This is a genomic window from Oxynema mangrovii CENA135, from assembly GCF_016632315.1.
In the GTDB taxonomy this organism is placed as follows: domain Bacteria; phylum Cyanobacteriota; class Cyanobacteriia; order Cyanobacteriales; family Laspinemataceae; genus Oxynema; species Oxynema aestuarii.
This window is the reverse complement of record NZ_JAEOXH010000003.1, coordinates 176,236-199,518: the sequence shown is the minus strand read 5'-3', so window position 1 is coordinate 199,518 and position 23,283 is coordinate 176,236. Positions and strand designations below refer to the sequence as shown.

Genomic DNA, 23,283 nt, shown 5'->3' with positions numbered 1-23,283 from the left:
GAGGAGCTTAACCGCCCCTTTCATCGGTTCGACGTCCAGAACTCCTGCCCGAACGGCAACTGAAGGCGATCGAATCGCGAGGTGGCTTGCCTCTGGTTTAGCACGAATCTCTCGTCTTGATGTCACTGCAATCAATTGTGATTCCCTACACCCTGACCGTCGAGCTGGCGATTTGAGCGGGGTTCTGCTCGATTTTAGCCTTTATACCAAAAGATTTTGTCGGGGTTTGAACGTTTCCACTTCGCGCAACTGTTCGTAAAGTTCCCGCTCGCGATCGCTGAGTTGTTTGGGAACTAACACTTGAATTTCGACCAACTGATCCCCCCGTTTGCCGCTTCCGGTGGGATAGCCTTTATTCGCTAAGCGCAAGCGCTGACCCGATCGCACCCCCGGCGGCACCGTCATCTTCACCAAACCGTCCAAGGTCGGCACTTCCACCGGACCGCCCAACGCCGCCTCGCTCGGGGTCAAAGGCACCTGACAGGCAATTTCCGCCCCTTCGACTTTAAAAAAGGGATGGGGATCGACGGTAATTTTTAAATAGAGATCGCCGCCGCCCATCCCTTGACCGCGCAGGCGAATGCGCTGTCCGGTTACCATTCCCGGCGGCATCGTCACTTCGAGCGATCGCCCGTCTTCGAGACGAATGCGCTCCGACCCGCCGCTATAGGCTTTTTCGAGGGGCAAGCGCAACCGAGCTTCGATATCGCGGCGAGTCGTGCGCGGCGGCACCGTATAACTGGTTTTGCTCGTTCCCGGCTTGAAATAATCCCGAGATGCCGTGCGCGCGCTGCTGCGGGGGCTGGCGGTCTCGTAACTGCGCGTGGCCGTCGAAACCCCGCTTCGCGCCCCTGACGCCCGGCGTCCGAGTAGTTCTTCGACGAAGGCGTTAAAGTCGCGGAATTGGCTGAAATCGACATCCTCGCCCCGGCGATCGCCCCCGACGGCACTGCGTCCGTTGGCAGCTTTGGCGCGGCTGGCTTTGCGTCCTTGAAACCCTTTTTGACCCCAAAAGCGGCTGAATTGGTCGTATTGCGCCCGTTTGTTGGGGTCGGAAAGCACTTCGTAAGCTTCGCCGATATCTTTGAATTTTTCTTCGGCAGCTTTATTACCGGGATTGAGATCGGGGTGATACTGGCGCGCTAGGCGTCGGTAGACTCGCTTGATTTCTTCGCTGGTTGCATCTCTGGCAACTCCCAGAATCTCGTAATAGTTCCGAAAGTTTTGCATCTTACAGGTTTAGAGTGGAGATCTCAGAGGGTGAGTAACCGAACGGGCGATCGCGATCGCCCGCCGCAGGGATGACTCGACGGGTTCGAACCGTCGCCGAAAACCCCCCGCCCGGGGTGCGGCGATCGCTCAAATCCAATCCTCGTCATCGTCGTCCCAATCTTCATCCTCGTAAGGGTTATTGTATCGATTGCTGCCGTAGGGCGAAGGCCGTCCCCGACGGCGGGCTGGGGGTCGCTCCCCTTCGGGATAGCTGCGTCCGGTACGCGGGTAATCGCGCGGGTAGTCTCGCGAAGGATAATCGCGCGGGGGATAATCGCGCGGGGGATAATCGCGCGGGCGCTCTTCGACGGGATAGTTCTCCCGACGGCTGTTATACGCCGACTCGAAGAAATTATCCCCGCCGCGTTCGCGACCGCGAATCGGCGATTCTTCGGCGAATACCCGGCGGATCGATCCGAATAACCCGTCTTCGTCTTCCTCCTCCCGGGTTTGTTGATAAATTTCCCGATTGAGTTCGTAAACGGCATCTTGCAGGTCCGATTCCGCCAAATCGATCCCCCGTTCGTCGTTGCGATCGAGACTTTCGCGCAATTGCCGGATCAAACTTTCAATCCGGGCGCGATGGGGGCTGACGAATTGAATCCCGTAGTCGAGGGTCGCCTCGCGCAACTGCCGTTCCGCTTGATAGGCGAGGGCTTCGACGCGGTTGCGTTTTTCGACCCGTTCCCGTCGTTCGCGATCGACGTCGTAAAATTCTTCCGCTTCTCGAATCATTCGGTCTACTTCCGCCTCGCTCAGGGTGGAAGCCCCTTGGACGATGATACTCTGCTCGCGCCCGGTCATTTTATCCAAGGCGGACACTTGCAAGATCCCGTTGGCGTCGATGTCGAAGGAGACTTGAATCTGAGGCACCCCACTCGGTGCGGGGGGAATTCCGGTGAGTTTGAAGCGTCCGAGGGATTTGTTATCGGCGGCCATTTCCCGTTCCCCTTGCAGGACGTGGATTTCTACTAAGGTTTGGTTGTTCTCCGCCGTGGAGAAAATGTCCGATCGCCGCACCGGAATCGTGGTATTGCGCGGGATCAGTTTTTTCATCACCCCGCCGATGGTTTCGAGTCCCAAGGATAAGGGGGTGACGTCGAGTAACAGCACGTCTTTGACTTCTCCGGCCAAAATTCCCGCCTGAATGGCGGCCCCGATGGCGACGACTTCGTCGGGGTTGACATTCTGATTCGGTTCGATATCGATCGCGCTGCGGACGAGTTGCTGCACTAAGGGGATGCGGGTCGAACCGCCGACTAAGACCACTTCGTCAATTTGAACCGGGGTCAGTCCCGCATCGGCGATCGCCCGTTTTACCGGAATCCTCAAGCGGGTGACCAAATCGCCGCACAAGCCCTCGAATTGGCTCCGAGTCAGCCGCGTTTCGAGGTGTTTCGGTCCGTCTTCGGTAGCGGTGATAAAGGGCAAGTTAATATCGGTGACTTGAACGCCACTGAGTTCGATTTTCGCCTTTTCGGCGGCTTCGAGCAGTCGTTGCAAGCTCTGGCGATCGCGCCGCAAGTCTACCCCTTCACTTTCTAAAAACTGTTCGGCGAGCCAGTCTACAATTTTTTTATCGAAGTCGTTCCCTCCGAGTTGGGTATCCCCACTGGTGGATTTCACTTCAAACACGCCGTCGCCGACTTCGAGCACGGACACGTCGAAGGTTCCCCCGCCGAGGTCGAACACCAGGATCGTCTGACTGTCCCGACGGTCCAACCCGTAAGCGAGGGAGGCGGCGGTCGGTTCGTTGAGGATGCGTTTGACCTCCAACCCGGCAATCCGTCCGGCGTCCCGGGTGGCTTGTCGTTGGGAGTCGTTGAAATACGCCGGAACGGTAATCACGGCCCCGGTGACGGGTTCGCCCAAGTAGCGACTGGCTTCGTCGGCGAGTTTGCGCAAAATCATCGCCGAAATTTCTTCCGGGGCGAAATCTCGCTTCAGTCGCGGACAGCGAATTTTGACGTTCCCGCCGTCGTCTTTGCGAATCGTGTAGGGAACGCGCTTGGAGTCGGGGGACAATTCCCGATATTGCCGACCCATAAAGCGCTTGACGGCATAAAAAGTATTTTGGGGGTTGAGGACTGCTTGTCGTCTGGCCATTTGCCCGACGAGCAGTTCTCCGTCTTTACTCATACCGACGACCGAGGGAGTGGTCCGCATTCCTTCTGCATTGGCGATCGCTATCGGCTTGCCTCCCTCCATTACCGCCACTACTGAGTTGGTCGTTCCTAGGTCAATGCCGACTACTTTGCCCATGCCGTTGTCTCCACCTCTTACCTGTTGCCGATCGCATCGAGTCGTAATGATTTTCTTTTGCTATTTGTAGCCATCAGAAAACAAACTGACAACTGATTGTCGCAGCTTTTGGCCGTCGATCGCATCTTGAAATCCTGCCAGTTTGTCTGTCGAGGAGAGCTTGCAGTCCCCTGCAAGCTTCAAGTTTGCTTTCAGTTTATTGTATCTTGCCGTGCGGGGGGGCGGTTTGGGGCGATCGCCCGGGTACGGTGACGGAAAAAGCCCCCTACACTCGCGTGAGGAGGCTGGAAGCGCTGCGTCCGGGCATCCCCCGTCCGTCAGCTAACTGGCCATATACTCGCCCATGTCGCTTTTGCGCTTGCGCAGTTTGGTCAGGGCTTCGCGCTCGATCTGTCGCACCCGTTCGCGACTGATGTTGAGGCGATCGCCGATTTTGGCGAGGGTCATGGTCTGCCCGTCTTCCAAGCCGAAGCGCAAGGCCAATACTTGTCTCTGCTGTGGGGTCAAATCGGCCATCAGTTGCTCTAAATCCGAGCGCAGGGCCGATTGGGTGGCGAAGTCTTCCGGAGACGGTCCGGTATCTTCGAGCAGTTCTCCCAATTCCGTATCTTGGTTGTCGCCGACGCGCAAGTCTAAGGAAAGTGGATGGCGCGCCCGTTCGAGATATTCGCGAATTTGTTTGGGCGATAAGTCTAACTCTTCGGCGAGTTCGCCGATGGTCGCGGCTCTCCCGTATTGTTGGGACAGTTGCCGTTGGGCTTTTTTAATTTTATTGAGTTTTTCGGTAATATGAATCGGCAGTCGGATCGTGCGACCTTTTTCGGCGATCGCCCGGGTAATCGCCTGACGAATCCACCAGTACGCATAGGTCGAAAATCGATACCCTTTGGTCGGATCGAATTTCTCGACCCCACGCTGCATCCCGATGGTTCCTTCTTGAATTAAATCGAGCAGGTCAACGTTGCGTTTGATATATTTCTTCGCCACGGACACGACTAAGCGCAAGTTCGCTTCGACCATCTTGCGTTTGGCGGTTTCGGCTCGTGCTAACTCTCGCCCTAAGTCCTCCTCGGACAGCTCGGCTTCCCGCGCCCACTCCGCTTCGGTCGGGTCTCTCCCCAGCTTCTCGGCTAAGGTCTCTTTGAGTTCTTGCAATGCACTGCCGCGCTGCACTTGCTTCCCTAAATGAATTTCCTGCTCGTGGGTCAGCAAGGGAACCCGGCCAATTTCTCGCAGGTAAGTGCGAACTAAGTCTGTGGAACTTTGAGCAGTTTTCATGGCGCCTGTCCGTTTGCATGAATGTGGATTTTATTAAATCGGTGGGAGGCTGAACTCTCCACCTCAATCGCCCTGAGAAAACGCGCTGGCAACCAACCTCAAGCTCTTCGATGCCAAGCTGGTTGCCACTGTGAGCGTACAAACCCCCCTCGCTCCCAGAACGATCGATCGCCGCTCTGGAAAGGGCAAACTCTCTATTTCTGGCGATCTCTAACGCGCACCGGAATCAACTCCGGTTGCACCTGCTCCTGACGGCTCGATCGATCCTGGGCGGCCCAGAGGAGAGCCAAACCTAAAACAGTGAGGATGATGGTGGTGGTTGTCATAATGTTTCTTAACTCAAACTTGTCTATGTTAAAAATTGTAACATTTCTGAGAGAAATGTCTACTGGCAGCTCGACGATCGCCTGGCGGGTTCGCCCCGCGATCGCGCGCCAATTACCTAGAGATTACCCACTAACTCCGTTTCTAAATGCATCCTGTAAAACAAAACGAGCCGATTGCGAACGGACGGGTCGGCTTTTCCGAGCGATCTTCGTGTAAAGTTTTGTAAAATCATTGCTTGACAAGCCCGCCGGACAATGCAGGGGTGCTGGGTTTCCCCCCTCCGAGCGCCTCGCTGGTGTCCGGGAGTCGATCGGGGGTCTGCCCGATAGTTTTTCCTCCTTTTATTTATTTTAATGCACCTTTTAAAAAACAGAAAGTCTTTTAGGATAATGTGTTTCTATGGATGGAAAAACTTGCGTTTATAGAATAAATTTTTCCTGAAAGGGATTGACGACGAGGGACGGCTCGGGGAGAGGGGATCGCGATCGCCCCTGCTAGACCTAGAATGCCCCCGAAACGCCGGAAATTATCGACCTGTTTAAAACACGTAAAGACCTACAAAGACGGGGCTTTGTAGGTCTCGAACGGGGGGTTTAACCCTCGATGGCGATCGCCAGTCTAAGAAACTAACTCCGCTTCCGGTTCGGCGATATAATCCTGTAACGCTTTCACGTCCAACGGATCGCTTTGCAGCGCTCGGATCGCCGCCGCCGTCGCCTTCGCCCCGGCAATCGTCGTAATAATCGGCAACTTGTAATCCAACGCCGTGCGACGAATCAAACGGGCATCGGTTTGCGACTCTTCCCCGGTCGGCGTATTAATAATGAACTGGATTTGCTCGTTCTTAATCCAATCCACCACGTGGGGACGACCTTCGTGGAGCTTGTAAACCAAGTCCACCGCCTCGATTCCGTGTTCTTGCAGCACCCGCCGGGTGCCTTCGGTGGCCACAATCTTAAAGCCCAACTCGATCAACTCCTTCACCACCGGAACCACGAGGGGCTTGTCGCGATCGTTCATCGACACGAAAAACGTGCCACTGAGGGCCAAACTGACCCCCGCGCCCAACTCCGCCTTAGCGAACGCCTTGCCGAAGTCCGTATCGATGCCCATCACTTCCCCGGTCGATCGCATTTCCGGTCCTAACAAAGTATCGGTTCCCGGGAACTTGTTAAACGGCAACACCGCTTCTTTGACCGCAATATGTTGGGGAATCTTCTCCTCGGTAAAGCCGAGACCTTCCAACGTTTCGCCGGACATCACTCGGGAGGCGAGCTTGGCGAGGGGAACTCCGATCGCCTTAGACACGAACGGAACCGTCCGCGAGGCGCGGGGGTTGGCTTCGAGGATGTACACCTGCTCCCCTTGCACCGCAAACTGGATATTCATCAAGCCGATCACTTGCAGTCGTTTCGCCAGTTTGACGGTCCATTCGCGGATCGTATCGAGGGCCGCAGGTTGTAAAGACGTATAGGGAATCGAACAGGCGGAGTCGCCGGAGTGAATCCCGGCTTGTTCGATGTGTTCCATAATCCCGCCGATGACCACGCGCCCGGTGGCGTCGGCGATCGCGTCTACATCGACCTCGATCGCATTTTCGAGGAACTTATCGATCAAAATCGGGTGGTCCGGTTCGACCTGCACCGCAAAGGTCATGTAGCGCTCTAATTCACTGTCGGAGTAGACAATTTCCATCGCCCGTCCGCCCAAGACGTAGGAGGGGCGCACGACCACGGGATAGCCGATCTTTTTCGCCACCCGCAGGGCATCTTGATAGCTGCGCGCGATGCCGTTGGGGGGCTGTTCGATCGCCAGTTCTTCGAGGATTTTCTCGAAGCGTTCCCGGTCTTCGGCAGTATCGATCGAATCCGGGGAGGTTCCCCAAATTTTGGTTTGAATATTGGCGTCGGGACTTTGCAGACCGCTTGTAGGATCGAGGAACTGTTGCAGGGGCACGGCCAATTTGAGCGGGGTTTGACCGCCGAATTGAATGATGACCCCGTCCGGGTTTTCCGCTTCGATGATGTTGAGCACGTCTTCTTTCGTGAGGGGCTCGAAGAAGAGGCGATCGCTCGTGTCGTAGTCCGTGGAAACGGTTTCCGGGTTAGAGTTGACCATGATCGTCTCGAAGCCCGCATCTTGCAGGGAGAACGAGGCGTGACAGCAACAGTAGTCAAATTCGATCCCCTGACCGATGCGGTTGGGACCGCCGCCGAGAATCATGACTTTGCGCTTGTCGGAGACTTCGAGTTCGGTTTCGTCTTCGTAAGTGGAATAGTAATAGGGGGTGAAGGCTTCAAATTCGGCGGCGCAAGTATCGACGAGTTTGTAAACCGGGACGACCCCGAGGGATTTGCGGTAGGCGCGGACTTCGTCTTCGCTGGTTTTGCTGGCGAAGGCGATTTGACGATCGCCGTACCCCTGTTGTTTGATTTCGCGCATCTGGGATTCGCTCAAGTCTTTAAGCGGGGTGCGCTTGAGGAATTTTTCCGTGGCGATCAGGTCTTGCATTTTGTCGAGGAACCAGGGGTCGATCCCGGTGAGTTCGTAGATTTCCTCGACGGTCATCCCCATGAGCATCGCATGACGGACGGTGAAGATGCGATCGGGGTTGGGGGTTCGCAGACCCGAGCGGATATGTTCTAAGCTGGGTAGGACTTCCTCACGATCGCAGCCCCAGCCGTAACGCCCGATTTCGAGCGATCGTAGCGCTTTTTGGAACGATTCTTGAAAGGTTCGACCGATCGCCATCGCCTCGCCGACGGACTTCATTTGCGTGGTCAGGACCGGATCGGCCCCGGAGAATTTCTCGAAGGCAAAACGCGGGATTTTGGTGACGACATAATCGATGGTCGGCTCGAAACTGGCGGGGGTTTTTTGGGTGATGTCGTTGGAAATTTCGTCGAGGGTGTAGCCGACGGCCAGTTTAGCTGCAAATTTGGCGATCGGGAAACCCGTCGCTTTCGACGCCAACGCCGAGGAACGGCTCACCCGGGGGTTCATTTCGATCACGATGATTTCGCCGTTGACCGGGTTGACCGCAAACTGAATGTTCGATCCGCCCGTTTCGACCCCGATCTCGCGGATGATTTTAATCGAGGCATCGCGCAGGCGCTGATATTCTTTATCGGTGAGGGTTTGCGCCGGGGCGACGGTGATCGAGTCCCCGGTGTGAATGCCCATCGGGTCGAGGTTTTCGATCGAGCAGATGATGACGACGTTATCGGCTAAGTCGCGCATCACTTCGAGTTCGTATTCTTTCCAGCCGAGGAGGGATTGCTCGATCAGAATTTGGGAGACCGGGGAGGCGTCTAATCCGGCGGCAGCCATCAGCTCGAATTCTTTTTGGTTGTAAGCGATACCGCCTCCAGTACCGCCGAGAGTGTAGGCAGGACGGATGATGAGGGGATAGGTGCCGATGTGTTGGGCGACGGTTTTCGCATCGTCTAGGGTTTGGGCGATCCCCGAGGGACAGACGGCGACGCCAATCCGGGCCATTGCTTCTTTGAAGAGTTGGCGGTCTTCGGCTTTTTCGATCGCGTCGAGTTTCGCTCCGATCAAATCGACGCCGTATTTGTCTAATACGCCTTTTTTACACAGTTCGACGGCCAGGTTCAGCCCCGTTTGGCCGCCCATTGTCGGCAGGATGGCGTCCGGTCGTTCTTTGGCGATGATTTTTTCGAGCACTGCCGGGGTTAATGGTTCGATGTAGGTCCGATCGGCCATTTCCGGATCGGTCATGATCGTCGCCGGGTTGGAGTTGACTAGAATGACTTCGTAGCCTTCTTCCCTGAGCGCTTTACACGCCTGGGTCCCTGAGTAATCAAATTCGCACGCTTGCCCAATCACAATCGGGCCAGAGCCAATCAGCAGAATTTTGTGGAGGTCGTCGCGACGGGGCATAGGCTTTATACTTCGACTCGTCAAAGGTGGGTAAGGACAAACGACGGTTCGCCCTTACGGCGATCGCCATCGAGCAGAACGCTCGTTCGAGGTGGGCACGTTGCACGCCCTCGGGCAATGACTGTAGCCGAACTCTTCCCGAGCGATTGCTAAATCCAGATTATTTTAAGGGTTTTCGCCCGCTTCGTTATCAATTTCTGCCACGGACTTTGACAAGATTTGTTGACTTATTCGTTTTTGAGGGGTTTATCGGCTTCGATTGTCTGGATTTGCAGTTGTCTGGATTTGCAAAAAGTGGCGATCTCTTTTTTTACAGGGGCGATCGCGATTTTTGAGCAATGGTACGACCGCCGACGCGGGCCTACCGAGCGGAAGCCGGATATCATCGAAGCGGTAAAAGTATAAAAATTAGGGTCATACCTTACTAGCTCAGTTCCAATTGTACCAAACCGCAAAACCCCGATTCGGTCAAGTTCCGCACCCGTTGCGGCACGAAATTGGTGCCGTTATCAAAAATAATGGGTCTAAAATCCCGTCCTTTTAGGACGGCTTTATGTTAGAGCACAATGGAGTCGGTGACTCTGGGAACGCAGGAAATAAGAGACATTCCGTAATCCTTAAATCTCTAACTGTCAATGGTAAAGCCCACACAGTAAGAGCCTACAAAAATCAAATACGGTGGGACACATCGGAATTCACCCTTGGGGAGTAGATCCGAGCTTGTGGCATAAATAGCGATATTTGTGTCGGACTAGAAATGAATGTGTAAGACCAAAACTAACTAAATTGGTAGAGTATTCAGCCCAAGAATCCTTGTACCTTTAGCAGGGTAAACGCATCAAAATTAGTATAAATTGTACTTGACAAAAGAGCCAAGGTTTACAATCTCCTTAACAGGAGATCTATACATAAGTTTCTGATTCATCCACTTGTCCTCACTGTAGGACAATGGTGCCAACCTAACCGTGCAACTCCATGTCTGATTCCTTCTGTCTGTCTTCCTGCGTTCGTACTCATTGTGGCGATCTCGAGAACCCCAGAGTACAAGGGCGCTGCGCCCATCAACTCTTCGATCTCGCTGTGATTGCCCTGTTGGCTGTCTTGACTCGTGCAGAAGGCTGGGATGCCATGGAGACCCCACCCAACTTGAAGCATCTACATACTCTAGCTGGTGCTTGGTTTGAGGATTTTGAGTAACAAGACTGTCCTGACGAGTGGATGGTTGACCACTGCCACTTAGTAGAGAGTGGACATCACCGGGAAGCCTCGGTTGGTCAGAGTTGGTCAGGACTCACGTCTGTGGTGGTGATTCGCTCTCAATGTCACTTGTGCAGACTACTTGTCAGACCCGCTTTTTTTCTCAGTTCTCTGGCTGTTGATGCCGCCAACTTTGCTCGCTATATTCGCTCCCACTGGGAGATTGAAAATGCTCTGTATTGGTCGTTGGATGTGGTTTTTGCTGAGGATCGTAGTCGCATCCGTAGCGAGCAGGGGGCGCGTCACCTTATATAATCTCTGTCACTCCACCAACCTTCTCATATAAACCCGGTTCTATCTTCGTGGGCGATCGCTTTTTTGCTAGGTTTGTAGTCACGACGAAGAGTCTTTAGTCTTTTTAACAGCGATCGCATTTTTGGTGGAGCGCAGAAACCGGTTTTCTTTATAAAATCTCTGTCACACCACCAATATTCTCATAGAAACCCGATTTCTCGATTGGAACGTTAAATTAATTTTTGGGTAGTTCCGGGATCGCTCTAAAATGGTATATTAGAATCGAGATGAACTGGAAAGTCACATGGGAAGAGGAAGACGAGACAAAGTAATTCTGAGTGTAGAAAAGAGAAAAAATCTAGAAGCAATTAGCCGCAATGGTTACGCGCCAACGAAGAAAATCCTTCACGCTCAAATCCTACTGATGTCAGACGAAGGAGAGAAAGCCACCCAAAAATGGACAGATGAACAAATAGCCAGTGCGCTAAATATGCACCGCAACACGGTCGGTCGAGTCAGGAAAAAATTTCTCCAGTTAGGAATTGCCCCAGCCTTGGAACGTAAAATCAGAAAGAAGCCGCTAGTAGAACCGATTGTTGATGGAGAAACTGAAGCTGAAATTATTGCCCTGTGTTGCTTGTCTCCACCTGACGGCAAAAAATACTGGAGTATTCGCCTGTTAACAACAGAATTGAAAAAACGTCAGATTGTCACAGAAATTGGCCGAGAAACAGTACGACAAACACTAAAAAAACCAGTTACGCCCTTGGAAAAAGCAAAGATTCTGCATCCCAGAGTGAGACTTACCTAGATTTGTAGCCGAGATGGAAGTGGTTTTAGACCAATACATCTGTCCGGAGAATCCAGAAGTTCCTTTGATTTGTATGGATGAAGCAAGCAAGGAATTACACGGTCACTTGTACGAGCCGATTTCCATCAAGCCTGGAATTGATGCCAAAGAAGACTATCACTACACTCGTTAAGGAGTCAGAACCCTATTCATATTTTTAGATCCCCATCGTGGTTGGCGACGGGTAAGTTGTCGAGATAGTCGCACTTGTGAGGACTGGGCTATTGAGGTGAAACATCTATTAGATGTTGACTATGCTCATGTCCCGAAAATCCGATGATTATGTGACAACCTCAATGCCCATAACATTACCTCTTTATATAAGACCTTTCCCGCGCCAGAAGCCTACCGTTTAGCTCGGCGCTTAGAAATCATTCACACCCCACGTAATGGTAGCTGGCTGAATGTCGCTGAAACGGAGTTGTCTGTGCTTTCCCAGCAATGTCTTAACCGTCGAATTGCCACGGAACAAGAACTTTGGCATGAGGTTGATGGGTGGCAGCAGGAGGGTAACCAAAATGTTGCCAAGGTAGTTTGGCAGTTTTCTACCAAAGATGCCAGAGTCAAGCTCAAACATTTATATCCTGTTTTTGAACTGGATGAAAATTTGACAAATAATGCCCTATTTTAAGGCGGTCACGGCAGTAGTATTCTTAGATAAATTCTCAAGCCAGAAAATGGGGAAAAGATGGGTAGTCTCTTGACCACTTCAGCCCTAAATCTGTAATTCTTTTATGATCGTAAGCTTCGGTTCCATAACCGAAGTTCATCGGCATCAGTTTTTCAGATAATATATGTACAACATTTAATCTGCATAATTTCGATGCCTTATGTAAATCAAACACAATTGGATCGAAAAGAGATACAAGATCCTGAATTTGCATTTTTTTTACCACAGGTTCTTTATGGCTTGATGAGATTAACCATTGTACTTCCTGAAGACTTTCAGGGTAGAAATATAATAAACCATGTTGAACAGGTGTTTCAACTGTTTGTGGTAAAATAGGTTGACGTTTACAATTGCGCCAAGACATTAAACCAAACTCTGCTTCATTAAAAGCTTTTTCAATACACTTGGATAAAGAAAAATGGGCTGCCCCTCCACAAATAAAACTTGGATAGTTAGATTCAGACCAGAAAATTACAAATACAACTGGAACGCTATCCAATGTAAAATCTAATAATTTGACAGACCACCCTTGTGTATTCCAGTGTAAAATCCGTTTTTGGATAGATTTATTGGCATAATATTCTGGAATGGAATATACCTCTTTCCGAGAATACCAAGTAACACATAAAGCATCCCGTTCAATTAATTCAAGAAGCCCATTTTGAATAGCTAACTCGTATTTAAAGTGAGCAGCAACACCATTAGAACTGGCAAAATAAATTCTTTTTCTACCTAGATAACTTTCATTGAGTGGATAAAAGACATTATCTATAGTTGCATAAATTGGTTCTTCGTTTTTTATTCGTCTGCCTTTAACCCATTGCCAAATGTTGTTTTGGCTGAATGGCTGTAAAGCATCTAATCGTGAGTAAACTTCTGGATGAAAAGATGCAAATGTATCAGGATCAATCCATTGGGCATCTAATTCATCTGGTCTAGCAATTTTATCTGTACGAACTATACTACTTTGATACCTCTCAAAGCCTTCTGCAAGAACCTTAATAATTACACCGTCTATGGAATAATCTGTAGCAAATGAATAGCTCTCATCATCAGAGTTAAGAGTTATTGAACCATGTCTATATTTTGCTCTTGCGAACCAGAGTGGCATTTCGTATCCATCTTGAAGTAATTCAGATACTTCAAACCATTCAATAGGTTTTTCTTCACCAACAATATCATGCTGAAGTTGCCAAGAACGATCGCGTTCAAGATAAACTGAGTTTAGTAAATTTCCATCAGCCAGAGGATCGGGTACACCAATAAATAAGCTGATTAATGCCTCTTCATGAGGCTGAAGTTTTAGTATTGTATTTAATTTTGAATTGTCAAAACCACCATATTCCCAGGCTCCTAGCGAGTTTTCTGTAGCAAACATAATTCCATTCTGGGCAGCGTGTCCAGCTTCAAGTAAAGTATATAAATATCCTCGATTAGAGTATTTTTCAGGATGAATATTAAGATCGGCTGAAATTACAATAATTATTGAGGCTGTTTCAATAGCCAAACGACTGTCAAATATTTTAAAAAGAAGTTCCTCTGGAAAATCATAACCTCTATTCTCCAAAACATGATTTTGGGGATGATACCTAAATACGCCAAGTTCTACTTCAAGATTAGGATCAAGAACTAATAGGTAAAGACTTAGAGGATATAAACCTCCTGCCGATGGCGTACTTCTGTTACCCTCAGTAGATACCATAGCTTGTAAAAGCCCACCAATTATATTAGAGGCAATTTTTTGCCTCTTAAAGTCTCTTATTGTCTTGCGATGTTTACATAAATCTAAGAAATTACTTGAGACAGTGCCTAAACTGGTAATTCTATCTTCTGGAATATTATATTCAAGTCTATGTCGATTATTGTTTAATTCAGAAATTTGACTGGGACTGAGAGATTGATAGAATGACTGAGGATTTGAAGCTAACCGATGAAAACTACTATATAGTTTACGCCCATCCAAGATAATCTCTTGTTCTTCTAAAACTGTCAAAATTTCATTAATTTCTCGCTCATTTAAGTGTTTTTCAAGCTTTTGTTTGATCCATTCAAGCGTATTATGGCCATTACAAAGTGATAAAACCTTTTGAATTTTTTCAACTTCCTTGGTAAAAACAATTTGTCCATCAATTCTTAGAAAAGCCAAGTTTCCGTCTTCATTAATAAATCCGTAACAATTTGCTCGTGGTTTGAAGTGATTTTCCACTTTGTAATCTCCTAATAATTTAGAGCTTTAGCTTGGTTCTCTCGATCCGATATAGGTGAATAGAAAATTTTACAAAAAATAATAAAAAAACCCACAAGGTATAAAGCTTTTGACTGACTTGCGGGTTGTGTGTAAGCTTTCTTTGAAAGGCTTGATAATTATTTGCTTGAGTGATTGCCTCCTTGGCAACCCCCAGCGGAGTTTCCACCACCAGATTGACCAGACGCAGCACCACCGCCACCGGATTGACCGCCGCCACCGCCACCAGTACCGCCACCACATTGACTGCCGCCACCGCCACCGGAACCGCCACCGGAACCGCCAGATGCGTAAGGAGTGAAAACGAATTCCAATTCCAAAGACATAAATTTTCCCTTGTGTGAATGTAGTATGTGTAACATCACTATTGCTTAGAAATAAAGCTTTGTCCACCACAAAAATGTTCAAATTTGATCCGATATTTTAGTTGGAATTATCTCATGTCATTGACTTTTGTTGAAAATAGTTCAAAAATGTATGAAAGTGTTCCTAAATGTGAGCTATAATAGACAAAATTCTGTCATCCCCTTGAACCGATGAATCTTAAAGAAATGTTACATTTTGCCGATCGTATAGTCTTCGATCGCACCGGAAAACACCTCAACGACCTACAAGAAGCGGTACTAAGAGGGACTGTACAACGGGAGACATACAAAGAAATAGCCAAAAACTTTGATTGTTCGGAAAGCAGTGTTCGGAAAGTTGGCTCAGAGCTATGGCAGATCCTTTCAGAGGAGTTAGACGAAGATATTAATAAATCAAATGTCCAATCGACCATACAGAGATGGCAAATTTCTCATGTTACAAATTTTGCACAGGACGTTGTAGCAATTAGTAGTTTTAACACTTGTGAAGAAAGTAGACATCCGCCAAACACACCCAACTCAAACCCACAAAATCGAGAAACATCGAACCCCGAACAAACCCCAAATTTCCATCACGATTTAAGTGAAATACCTAAGCTAGGCAGCTTCTACGATCGCACTTCCGAACTGGAAAGCTTGAAAACATCAATCCTCATAGAAAAAGCACAACTCCTCACCCTTACTGGGATTATTGGCATCGGCAAAACCGCACTGGTAACTAAACTCGTAGCAGAAATTAAATATCAATTTGAATATGTAATGTGGCGCAGCTTAGAAACTTGCCCGACCGTCACCGAACTGCAAAGTAATCTAAGCGAACTTTTTACCCAGGATGCCAACGAAATATCGCATTTACCTTTAATCAAATACCTGCAAAAACATCGCTGTCTCATCATCTTAGATGACATCCATCATCTTTTCAGTCGCGGAGAACTTGCAGGTCAGTACAAACCAGGCTATGAAGATTATCGCAGCTTCTTTAAGCAAATTCGAGACTTATCCCATCAAAGTTGCTTTCTCCTCATTGGATGGGAAGTACCGCGAGACATTGCTAAAATTAAAAATAAGCAGATCCCTAAGTTCACTCTTACCGGTTTAGACTCTTCATTTGCACGGCAAATTCTCCAAGAACAAGGATTAGAACCCGAAGAGAACTGGGAAAGCTTGATTAATCATTATCAAGGCAACCCGCTATGGTTAAAAACTGTGGCGAATTTTATTCTTGAGTTAGGATTAGCCGTTGCGGATGTGTTACAAAATCAGTCTTTATTATTGCCCCAAGATTTGAAAGATATTTTACAGCAGCCGTTGAGTTCTCTATCGGAAGCGGAAACAGAAGTTATCTCTCGATTGGGAACAGAAGATGATGTGACTCTGGCTAAATTATTAGCAATTGCCCAAATGCCATCTTCAGATTTACTCGATGCACTACAATCTCTCTGTCGCCGTTGTTTGGTGGACAAAACTGATAAGGTTTATGTTATATCATCGGTATTGAAGCAATATATTAAAGAATTATAGGTTCCAATTGGTCGTGCCACGATCGCCCTAAAATAAGGCTTTAGATGCTTGAGAAATGTATGCAGGAAAGCTGATTTTTGGAGTAGGGGTTTGGTAACCAAACCCCTACTCGTTGTTTTATATTTTTTTATAAAAAGTGTCTTAGAATCTAGATTGAAAATCAGGTGCAAACTCGATGATTTTATAAAAGTTTTCAAGATAATAATTCTAGCTGGTGGATCGAAACAATTAACACAAATTTATCTGACAAAGAAGTTTTTTACCAAGACTTCTATAATCCCTGGTTAAAACAATCCTTTGCTAAATTTATTCCCGATTGAAACAGTCTCCATCACACATTCAACCGCAGAATCGAGGGTGCTAACTTTGGCTCTTTGGGGAGAAGCAAGAAGTGCGATCGCCTAAAACAGACAAAACACATCCAAGCTGCTCGAAGTCAACAAAAAACCGCCAACTTTCCGAAAATGCGATCGCCTTCGGAAACACAAAAGGACTGAGTGAATTCTAGATCTTATAGGGATTCGACGGACTGTTTAAAATACGGAAGACCGAGAACGTCGAAGCCCAAACAGCGATTGAGGAAAGCAAACCCTATGAAACGGATTCAACATGTCTTGTGGGGCATCTTGGGGGCGGGTTTATTTACCGGGTTGAACCTGCTGACCACCTTTACCCCAGCCTTATCTACTTTATCCCAGACCCAGGAAATTGCATTCGAGCCGGGATCGAGTGCCTTTCAAAAACTTGTCGAAGCCGATCGCCTCTACTTGCAAGGACAGATTGCGGCGGCGGAACAGCTTTACCGGGAAGTCAAAAGACCGTTTCCCGAACATAGCGGCGCCAGCGAAATCCGCGAGGCGATCGTCGATGAAAGCCAACTGACGGGGGCGGCGAAAGTTTACTGGCGCGAAGCCCAAGCGGGATGGGAACAAGATCTAGAAACTCGTTTGTTCGTTCCCTTAGAAAAACTGGTGGCGGACTATCCGGAGTTCATCCCCGGTCACGTACTGCTGGTCAAAGCCTTGCTGAAATACGATCGCGGCGACGAGGCGATCGCGGTAATGGAACGCGCCACCAGCCTTTATCCCGACAATCAAGCCCTGATCGAAGCGGAAGTCGAAGTCCTTCAAGCCCAGGAAAAATGGCTGGAAGCTTCGATCGCCGCCCGACAATTCGCCGTCCTCAATCCCGACCATCCCCAGGCGGACGAATATAAGGCGATCGCCGATGACAGTCTGGGGCGTTATCGTTCTAAAATCAAACGCAAACTGATCGGTCAGACCATCCTCTCCGGAGTCCTCTCCGTGGGCGATTTAGTGCTGACCGGGAATGCTTCCGGAACCATCCCCGCCTTGCAAGTGACCATGATGTTGCTACAAGGCGAGTCCTCCTTCGGCGGTCAATTTGCCGAAGCCTTCCGCCAACAATTGCCCATGGTCGAAGACGCGCAGATCGTCAACTACGTCGATGAAGTCGGACAAAAAATGGCCCGTCTGATGGGACGCGACGAGTTCGAGTACGAATTCTATGTAGTGGACGACGATAATCTCAACGCCTTCGCCCTTCCCGGCGGCAAAGTATTTGTCAATACCGGGGCGTTGATGCAAACCAACTCGGAAGCGGAACTCGCCGGACTGTTGGGTCACGAAGTCGCCCACGCCGTCTTATCCCACGGCTATCAGCGCGTCGTCCAAGGGACCTTACTCTCCAATTTAAACCGAGTCGTACCGATGGGCGACTTGATTGCGGCGTTAATCGGTCGGGCGTACAGTCGCCAAAACGAACGACAAGCGGACATTCTCGGGTCTCGGGTATTGGCCAATTCTAACTATGCAGCAGACGGATTACGCAATTTAATGGTGACCTTTCGTGAGTTAGACGAAGAACGGGGCCGCCCTCCAACCTGGTTGTCCTCTCATCCGGCGTCATCCGATCGCGTCACCTATCTCGAAGAGTTGATCCAGAAAAATCGTTATAATCGGTATGCTTACGAAGGCGTAGAACGACACGCGCAGATCCAAGCGCGGGTTCGAGACGTCGTCGGTTATGAAGAAGAGTAAAAGAAGGCGATCGCTCTTTTGGGGGCGATCTCTTTCTTTTTGGGCGTTGCTCAAATCGGGGATGAATTCAACTGCAAACTGGGAGAGCAAAACAGGAAAGCAATATTAAAACCCTACAAATGGCCTACAAACGTTCGATTTCCAGGCGGGAACCTTGCGGAGATTTATACACTTTCACCTGGGTGGGGAGGCGTTCGCCGAGGGATTTGACGTGGGTGATGATTCCAATGAGGCGGTTTTGTTGGCGTAGGGATTCTAAAATGTGGGTGACACTTTCTAAGGTTTCCCCGTCCAAGGTTCCGAAGCCTTCATCTAAGAATAAACTGCCCAATTCGGCGCCCATCGAGAGTTTTTCGGAAAGGGCGATCGCCATCGACAGCGACGCCGCAAAGGTTTCGCCGCCGGAGAGGGTGCGAACTCGGCGCAGTTCGCCGCCATTCCAGTTATCCTCGACCCAGTATTCCCCTTCTTCCATGCGTAAGGTATAACGGGCGTCGGTGAGTTCGCGCAGTAACAAAGTGGCGCGATCGACGAGTTCGGCTTCTAAATGTTCTAAAATATAGGCTTGAAACTCGTTACTTTTGAGGCTTTGAGCCAAAGTATGATAAGTTTCGTAAGTGGCGCTGACGGTTTCTAAGGTTTGGGTGAGCCGATCGCCTTGTTCTAACTTGCGATCGGCATCTTGCAACCACGTCCCCAACTCGACCCGCCGTTCTTGCGCCTCAGCGAGCTGTTTTTCGGCGTCCTGCTTGGCTTGACGACGATCGCCGATCGCCCGTTCGTCGGTGGTGCGATCGCCGATCGCCTCCGCTAAATCTCGCACGCGGGTATTCAATTCTACTTTCATTTCCCGATAGTCGGCGATCGCCTGTTGCCACGCGGCCCGATCGCCCGCCGACGCCAGCGCCCCTAAAAAGCTCTCCTCGTCGAAGTTTGCCGCCTCCAAGCGTTCTCCCCAGGTCGCCTCGGACTCCTCTTGTTTGGCGATCGCTCCCTGTAAGGCACTTTGTGCTTGCTGGGCGTTCTCTCGCCCTTGAATGAGCTGGGTATTGACCGCTTGATAGGCAGTTTCCGCCGCTTGCAGGCGATCGCCCAGGGCTTGCTTTTCCCGTTCCAAAGCGTTAACTAAAACCTCGTAAGCCTTACCCTCAGTTAACTCTAGCAATTTCGCCCGCACTCGTTCCACCCCCTCGCGGGCGCGATCGCGCGCTTCCGTCGCCGCCGTCACTTCCGCCTGGGCCGCACGATCGCCTCGGCGCGCAAACTCTAGCCCCTGTTCCGCCTGCGATCGTTGTGCTGCCGCCTTTTCTTGCGCCGCCAGCCCTTCGCGATACTCCGCATCCCGCGCCTCCAAGGCTTCCCGTTCCGCCTGCAACGGCGCCACCTCCAGCGCTGCGTCTTCCCCCACCCCCAACACCGAGGCAATTTCGGCGCGCAAGCGGGCTTCTTCCCGCGCGTTGCTCTCTCTTTGTTCCTCCATTTCTTCTTGGCGCTGGCGGCAACGGTCGAGGTTCGCTTCCGCCTTGCTCAGTTCAGTTTGTGCCGCTTGTAACCCTTGCTGCGCTTTGGCTTCGCGCGATCGCAACGGCCCGAGATCGAGCGGGGATCGTTCCGTTAAAGGCGGTAAGGCTGCTGCTTCCGGATGGACGCCCCCGCACACGGGACAGGTATCCCCGGGTTGTAAGGACATACGTAATGCGGCGGCATGGTTCGATCGCCCGATGTCGAGATTTTGCCGTTCCGCTCCTTCCAAGGCTTCGCAGGCATCCTGCAAGCGCTTGGCTGCCTCCTCCTGCCGCGATCGCGCTCCGGCTAATTCCCCTTGCGCCGTCTCTCGTTCGGCGATCGCGCGATCGCACTGTTGCCGAGATCGTTCGAGCTGCTGTCTCACCAACCCCCATTCCACCAGTAACGGCGCGATCGCCTGCAACTGGGTCAATCGTTCCCCGCCGGGCGCCAGACCTGCTAATTGACGATTGGCTTGTTTTAAAACAGTCTCGGCGCGATCGAAACGATCTTGCGCCTCTTTTAACTGTTTCTGCGCCTCTTTTAACTGTTTCTGCTTCTCTTTCTCATTTTTTTCCGCGATCGCCAGGTCTCTCTCTAACTGTTGCCGTTGTTCTTCGTAAACCTTCGCCGAGGCGATCGCCGCTTCGCGGGCCTGCAATTGGGGTCCGATCTCCGCTTGGCGCGCGCGTTCGGCGTCTAACTCACTTTGCTTCAGCTCGAATTGGCGCTCTACTTGTGCCAAGCGCTTCGATGTGGACTGTAGCGCACTACTCGCCGTCTTCACTTGCTGGCGAATTTCTCTCACTAGCGCCCAGTCTCCTTGTAATTCATGGGCGGCGATCGCGCGATCGAGGCGGGCGATCGTAGCTTCGATCTCGGGCGATCGCCCCTCCAACACCTCCAATTGCTCGCGTACTTTTCGCAATTTTACAATTTGAGCGAATAGGCGTTCTTCTTCATCCAAAAGCACTTGAGCTTGTCGAGCTTCTTGCACAAATTGCGGAAAATCCGCTTCTAATTGAGCGAGTTGCGATCGCTTCAATTCCACCTCTACCGCGTCCGGAACTTCCAACTCGGCGATCTGCCGTTCCAACGCGGCGACTTCTTGTTTGAGCGATCGCGATAGATCGTTCGTTTGTTTGCGCATTTTCTCGAAAATCTCAAACCCAGCAAGTTGACGCAAGATTTCACGCCGTTTTGCCGTATTTCCCTTTAAAAACTCGTCAAACTGATTTTGCGGCAGGACGATCGCCCGGGTAAACGTATCGAAATCCATCCCGAGAATCTCCGCGATCGCCTTATTCGCCGCCCGTTCCTTGCTTTCGAGGGTTTCCCAACTCCCATCCGCCAACTGTTTCTCTAACAACACCTTGGTAACTGGGGTACTCGGTCGGTAGCGCCAGCGCCGGGTGACTCTATATGAAGTTCCGCGAACGGCAAAGCACAATCGCACTTTTAAGGTTTCCGCCCCCTGACTGACCAATTCCGCGACTTGCTTAGTGCGCGCCGTCGTGCTGTATAATGCATAAGTCAGGGCATCCAATAGGGAAGATTTCCCCGCCCCCGTCGCCCCGGTAATCGCGAACAAGTCCAACTCGGTAAAATCGAGGTTTTGTTCTCGGCGAAAACTGGTAAAACCTTCTAGAGAAAGTTGTAAAGGGCGCATAATTTACAAGGGCGATCGAGGGGCTTTGGTTATTGTATCATTCAATTTTATTCACTTCTTCCGTGCGGGTTCACTGACCCCGATCGCTTTTAATTCGCCGAGGTCATAACGAATACTCCTCAATTGTGGAAACACAGGGCTAGATTCTCCAATGGGTCGAGGCGATCGCCTTCTACAATCTTCAGATTTTGCAATGGATTGCTTGACGAATTTCGAGCTGAGTTCCGTGCGATCGCCAACCGATATTTTTCGGAAAACTTGCCGACCTATTCCGCCGACCGAACTGCTCAATTTTTCCTCAGAAGACTGCCTCAGCTTGCAATTTTGCCGGGAATTTTGCGGGGTCGATCGCTTCAAATTCTTGGGAGTGGGAGCATCTTGCTCCCGATTTAGGTTACAAATCCATAGGATGGCTATATCCCCCGGAGGAAAACCGATCTCGATGTTCGGTTTTCCGTCATCAAAGGGCAGTGGAGCGGCGATCGCCCTACGGATTGACCGACTGAACAGCTCGTTTCCGATAACCGAACTCGCCATGACGGGAACTACTACCTGGGATAGATTGAAAAGTTTTTACAATTTGTTACATTGAGAATAGCGAAAGGCCAAAAAGCCTCGAGCTTTTAAAAAAAGGAGGTTCTATATGAACAACAACATTCGAGTTGGTAATTTATTCGGCATTCCTTTTTATATTAATCCCTCTTGGTTTTTAGTTCTGGGGCTAGTGACCTTAAGTTATGGAGGCTTGCTGGCCAGCCAATTTTCGATGGGCGGAATTCTGCCTTGGATTTTAGGATTTGTGTCGGCGTTATTGCTATTTGCATCGGTCTTAGCTCACGAATTGGGGCATAGTTTTGTCGCCCTCAAACAAGGGATTGATGTCAAATCAATTACCTTATTCTTATTCGGTGGGTTGGCGAGTTTAGAAAAAGAATCGGACAGTCCCGCCCAAGCATTTTGGGTGGCGATCGCCGGACCGTTAGTGAGTTTGGCGCTCTTTGCTACCTTCAGTGCGATCGGGATTGCCACGGGAGCGAGTGGTCCACTCGGTGCCATGCTGGCGCTGCTGGCGTCGATTAACCTGGTGGTTGCCCTGTTTAACCTGATTCCCGGTTTACCCCTCGACGGCGGTAATATCCTCAAGGCGATCGTTTGGAAAATTACTGGAAATCCGTATAAAGGGATTAACTTTGCCGGACGAGTCGGTCAAGTGATTGGCTGGATTGCCATTCTTTCCGGTGCGATTCCCCTGCTGTTCTACGGTAACTTTAACAGCATTTGGAATATCTTAATCGGTTGGTTCTTGTTACAAAATGCCGGATTTGCGGCTCAATCGGCGACGGTTCAAGACCGCCTTTCAGCCCTGACGGCGGCGGATGTAGTCGATCGCGAAAACAGCCCGATCGTTTCTGCGGACTTGTCCCTGCGCCAGTTTGCTAATAACTACGTCATCGGTAAAGAAAAATGGCGCAAGTTCTTAGTCACTGACGAAAGCGATCGCCTCATCGGTACGTTGAACGTAGACGATCTCAAGTTAGTTTCGACGGCTGACTGGCCGAAAACTCAAGTGAGGGAATTGGTCAAACCGATGGAAGACACGTTGACCGTTACTTCCGATCGCTCCTTACTCGAAGTAGTCAGCTTGTTAGAAGAAAAACAAATTAACGAGTTGCCCGTTGTCGGCGAAAATGGGGCGTTAGTCGGACTGTTGGAAAAAGCTGAAATTATTCGCAAGCTGCAACAACGCACGGAAACGAAGGCGGATCGATCGCAATTTCAACTCCCCGCTTAACTTTTAACTTTTAAGGTTCAACCCGGTTTCTGAGGAAGCCGGGTTTTTTATTGCGCAAGGGTGCGATCGCAT

Annotated in this window: 13 protein-coding genes and 2 pseudogenes; 6 read left to right on the top strand and 9 right to left on the bottom strand. The window is 50.2% G+C overall.

Annotation, left to right across the window (positions count from 1 at the left end; all coding sequences use genetic code 11):
• Nucleotides 1-201 precede the first annotated feature (201 nt).
• From JJD41_RS20630 to JJD41_RS20610, 6 genes are all read right to left on the bottom strand, one after another.
• Nucleotides 202-1,230 carry a DnaJ C-terminal domain-containing protein gene (locus JJD41_RS20630; RefSeq protein ID WP_200669406.1) on the bottom strand — a complete coding sequence of 343 codons (1,029 nt, stop codon included), beginning with the start codon at nucleotides 1,228-1,230 and terminating at the stop codon, nucleotides 202-204.
• A 129-nt stretch (nucleotides 1,231-1,359) separates the two neighbouring features.
• Nucleotides 1,360-3,534 carry a molecular chaperone DnaK gene (dnaK, locus tag JJD41_RS20625; protein WP_200669405.1) on the bottom strand — a complete coding sequence of 725 codons (2,175 nt, stop codon included), beginning with the start codon at nucleotides 3,532-3,534 and terminating at the stop codon, nucleotides 1,360-1,362.
• Between the two features lie 321 nt (nucleotides 3,535-3,855).
• Complete coding sequence (locus JJD41_RS20620) at nucleotides 3,856-4,812, bottom strand: RNA polymerase sigma factor, RpoD/SigA family (RefSeq protein WP_200669404.1); 957 nt, start codon at nucleotides 4,810-4,812, stop codon at nucleotides 3,856-3,858.
• A 194-nt stretch (nucleotides 4,813-5,006) separates the two neighbouring features.
• Entirely contained in the window at nucleotides 5,007-5,138 is a 132-nt protein-coding gene (locus tag JJD41_RS25475; RefSeq protein ID WP_255547390.1) for a hypothetical protein, read from the bottom strand.
• 619 nt (nucleotides 5,139-5,757) lie between these two features.
• Nucleotides 5,758-9,042, bottom strand: coding sequence for a carbamoyl-phosphate synthase large subunit (carB, locus tag JJD41_RS20615; protein ID WP_200669403.1), 3,285 nt, complete (start codon nucleotides 9,040-9,042; stop codon nucleotides 5,758-5,760).
• Nucleotides 8,963-9,148 carry a hypothetical protein gene (locus tag JJD41_RS20610; protein ID WP_200670308.1) on the bottom strand — a complete coding sequence of 62 codons (186 nt, stop codon included), beginning with the start codon at nucleotides 9,146-9,148 and terminating at the stop codon, nucleotides 8,963-8,965. The genes carB and JJD41_RS20610 overlap by 80 nt, the downstream gene beginning before the upstream one ends.
• Before the next feature lie 334 nt (nucleotides 9,149-9,482).
• Here JJD41_RS20610 and JJD41_RS25810 point away from each other — a divergent pair.
• From JJD41_RS25810 to JJD41_RS20595, 3 genes and pseudogenes are all read left to right on the top strand, one after another.
• Nucleotides 9,483-9,602, top strand: a pseudogene (locus JJD41_RS25810) (hypothetical protein); the annotation flags it as partial.
• A gap of 658 nt (nucleotides 9,603-10,260) precedes the next feature.
• The gene (locus JJD41_RS20600) at nucleotides 10,261-10,554 is read left to right on the top strand and encodes an ISAs1 family transposase (protein ID WP_255547389.1); all 294 of its coding nucleotides are present in this window, start codon (nucleotides 10,261-10,263) and stop codon (nucleotides 10,552-10,554) included.
• A gap of 283 nt (nucleotides 10,555-10,837) precedes the next feature.
• Nucleotides 10,838-12,014, top strand: a pseudogene (locus JJD41_RS20595) (IS630 family transposase).
• A gap of 34 nt (nucleotides 12,015-12,048) precedes the next feature.
• Here the strand turns inward: JJD41_RS20595 and JJD41_RS20590 are convergent.
• Together JJD41_RS20590 and JJD41_RS20585 are read right to left on the bottom strand one after the other, a co-directional pair.
• Nucleotides 12,049-14,259, bottom strand: coding sequence for a YcaO-like family protein (locus tag JJD41_RS20590; RefSeq protein ID WP_200669400.1), 2,211 nt, complete (start codon nucleotides 14,257-14,259; stop codon nucleotides 12,049-12,051).
• A 19-nt stretch (nucleotides 14,260-14,278) separates the two neighbouring features.
• Nucleotides 14,279-14,572 carry a hypothetical protein gene (locus JJD41_RS20585; protein WP_200669399.1) on the bottom strand — a complete coding sequence of 98 codons (294 nt, stop codon included), beginning with the start codon at nucleotides 14,570-14,572 and terminating at the stop codon, nucleotides 14,279-14,281.
• 262 nt (nucleotides 14,573-14,834) lie between these two features.
• On the opposite strand from JJD41_RS20585, the gene JJD41_RS20580 reads away from it, so the two are divergent.
• Both JJD41_RS20580 and JJD41_RS20575 read left to right on the top strand, forming a co-directional pair.
• On the top strand, nucleotides 14,835-16,184 hold the full coding sequence (locus JJD41_RS20580; protein WP_200669398.1) for an NB-ARC domain-containing protein: 1,350 nt from the start codon (nucleotides 14,835-14,837) through the stop codon (nucleotides 16,182-16,184).
• Between the two features lie 593 nt (nucleotides 16,185-16,777).
• Nucleotides 16,778-18,244: a M48 family metallopeptidase gene (locus JJD41_RS20575; protein ID WP_200669397.1), complete on the top strand. Its 1,467-nt coding sequence runs from the start codon at nucleotides 16,778-16,780 to the stop codon at nucleotides 18,242-18,244.
• A 124-nt stretch (nucleotides 18,245-18,368) separates the two neighbouring features.
• On the opposite strand, the gene JJD41_RS20570 is transcribed toward JJD41_RS20575, so the two are convergent.
• Nucleotides 18,369-21,419, bottom strand: a complete 3,051-nt coding sequence (locus tag JJD41_RS20570; protein ID WP_200669396.1) for an AAA family ATPase — start codon at nucleotides 21,417-21,419, stop codon at nucleotides 18,369-18,371.
• Between the two features lie 643 nt (nucleotides 21,420-22,062).
• Between JJD41_RS20570 and JJD41_RS20565 the strand changes: the two genes are divergently transcribed.
• Nucleotides 22,063-23,211: a site-2 protease family protein gene (locus JJD41_RS20565; protein WP_200669395.1), complete on the top strand. Its 1,149-nt coding sequence runs from the start codon at nucleotides 22,063-22,065 to the stop codon at nucleotides 23,209-23,211.
• The last annotated feature ends 72 nt before the right edge of the window (nucleotides 23,212-23,283 follow it).

What these genes read in the sequence shown, in the direction of transcription:
- JJD41_RS25475 (WP_255547390.1), bottom strand. Translation starts at nt 5,138, where the DNA reads ATGACAACCACCACCATCATCCTCACTGTTTTAGGTTTGGCTCTCCTC.
- JJD41_RS20580 (WP_200669398.1), top strand. Translation starts at nt 14,835, where the DNA reads ATGAATCTTAAAGAAATGTTACATTTTGCCGATCGTATAGTCTTCGAT.
- dnaK (WP_200669405.1), bottom strand. Translation starts at nt 3,534, where the DNA reads ATGGGCAAAGTAGTCGGCATTGACCTAGGAACGACCAACTCAGTAGTG.
- JJD41_RS20620 (WP_200669404.1), bottom strand. Translation starts at nt 4,812, where the DNA reads ATGAAAACTGCTCAAAGTTCCACAGACTTAGTTCGCACTTACCTGCGA.
- JJD41_RS20570 (WP_200669396.1), bottom strand. Translation starts at nt 21,419, where the DNA reads ATGCGCCCTTTACAACTTTCTCTAGAAGGTTTTACCAGTTTTCGCCGA.
- JJD41_RS20565 (WP_200669395.1), top strand. Translation starts at nt 22,063, where the DNA reads ATGAACAACAACATTCGAGTTGGTAATTTATTCGGCATTCCTTTTTAT.
- carB (WP_200669403.1), bottom strand. Translation starts at nt 9,042, where the DNA reads ATGCCCCGTCGCGACGACCTCCACAAAATTCTGCTGATTGGCTCTGGC.
- JJD41_RS20600 (WP_255547389.1), top strand. Translation starts at nt 10,261, where the DNA reads ATGGTTGACCACTGCCACTTAGTAGAGAGTGGACATCACCGGGAAGCC.
- JJD41_RS20575 (WP_200669397.1), top strand. Translation starts at nt 16,778, where the DNA reads ATGAAACGGATTCAACATGTCTTGTGGGGCATCTTGGGGGCGGGTTTA.
- JJD41_RS20630 (WP_200669406.1), bottom strand. Translation starts at nt 1,230, where the DNA reads ATGCAAAACTTTCGGAACTATTACGAGATTCTGGGAGTTGCCAGAGAT.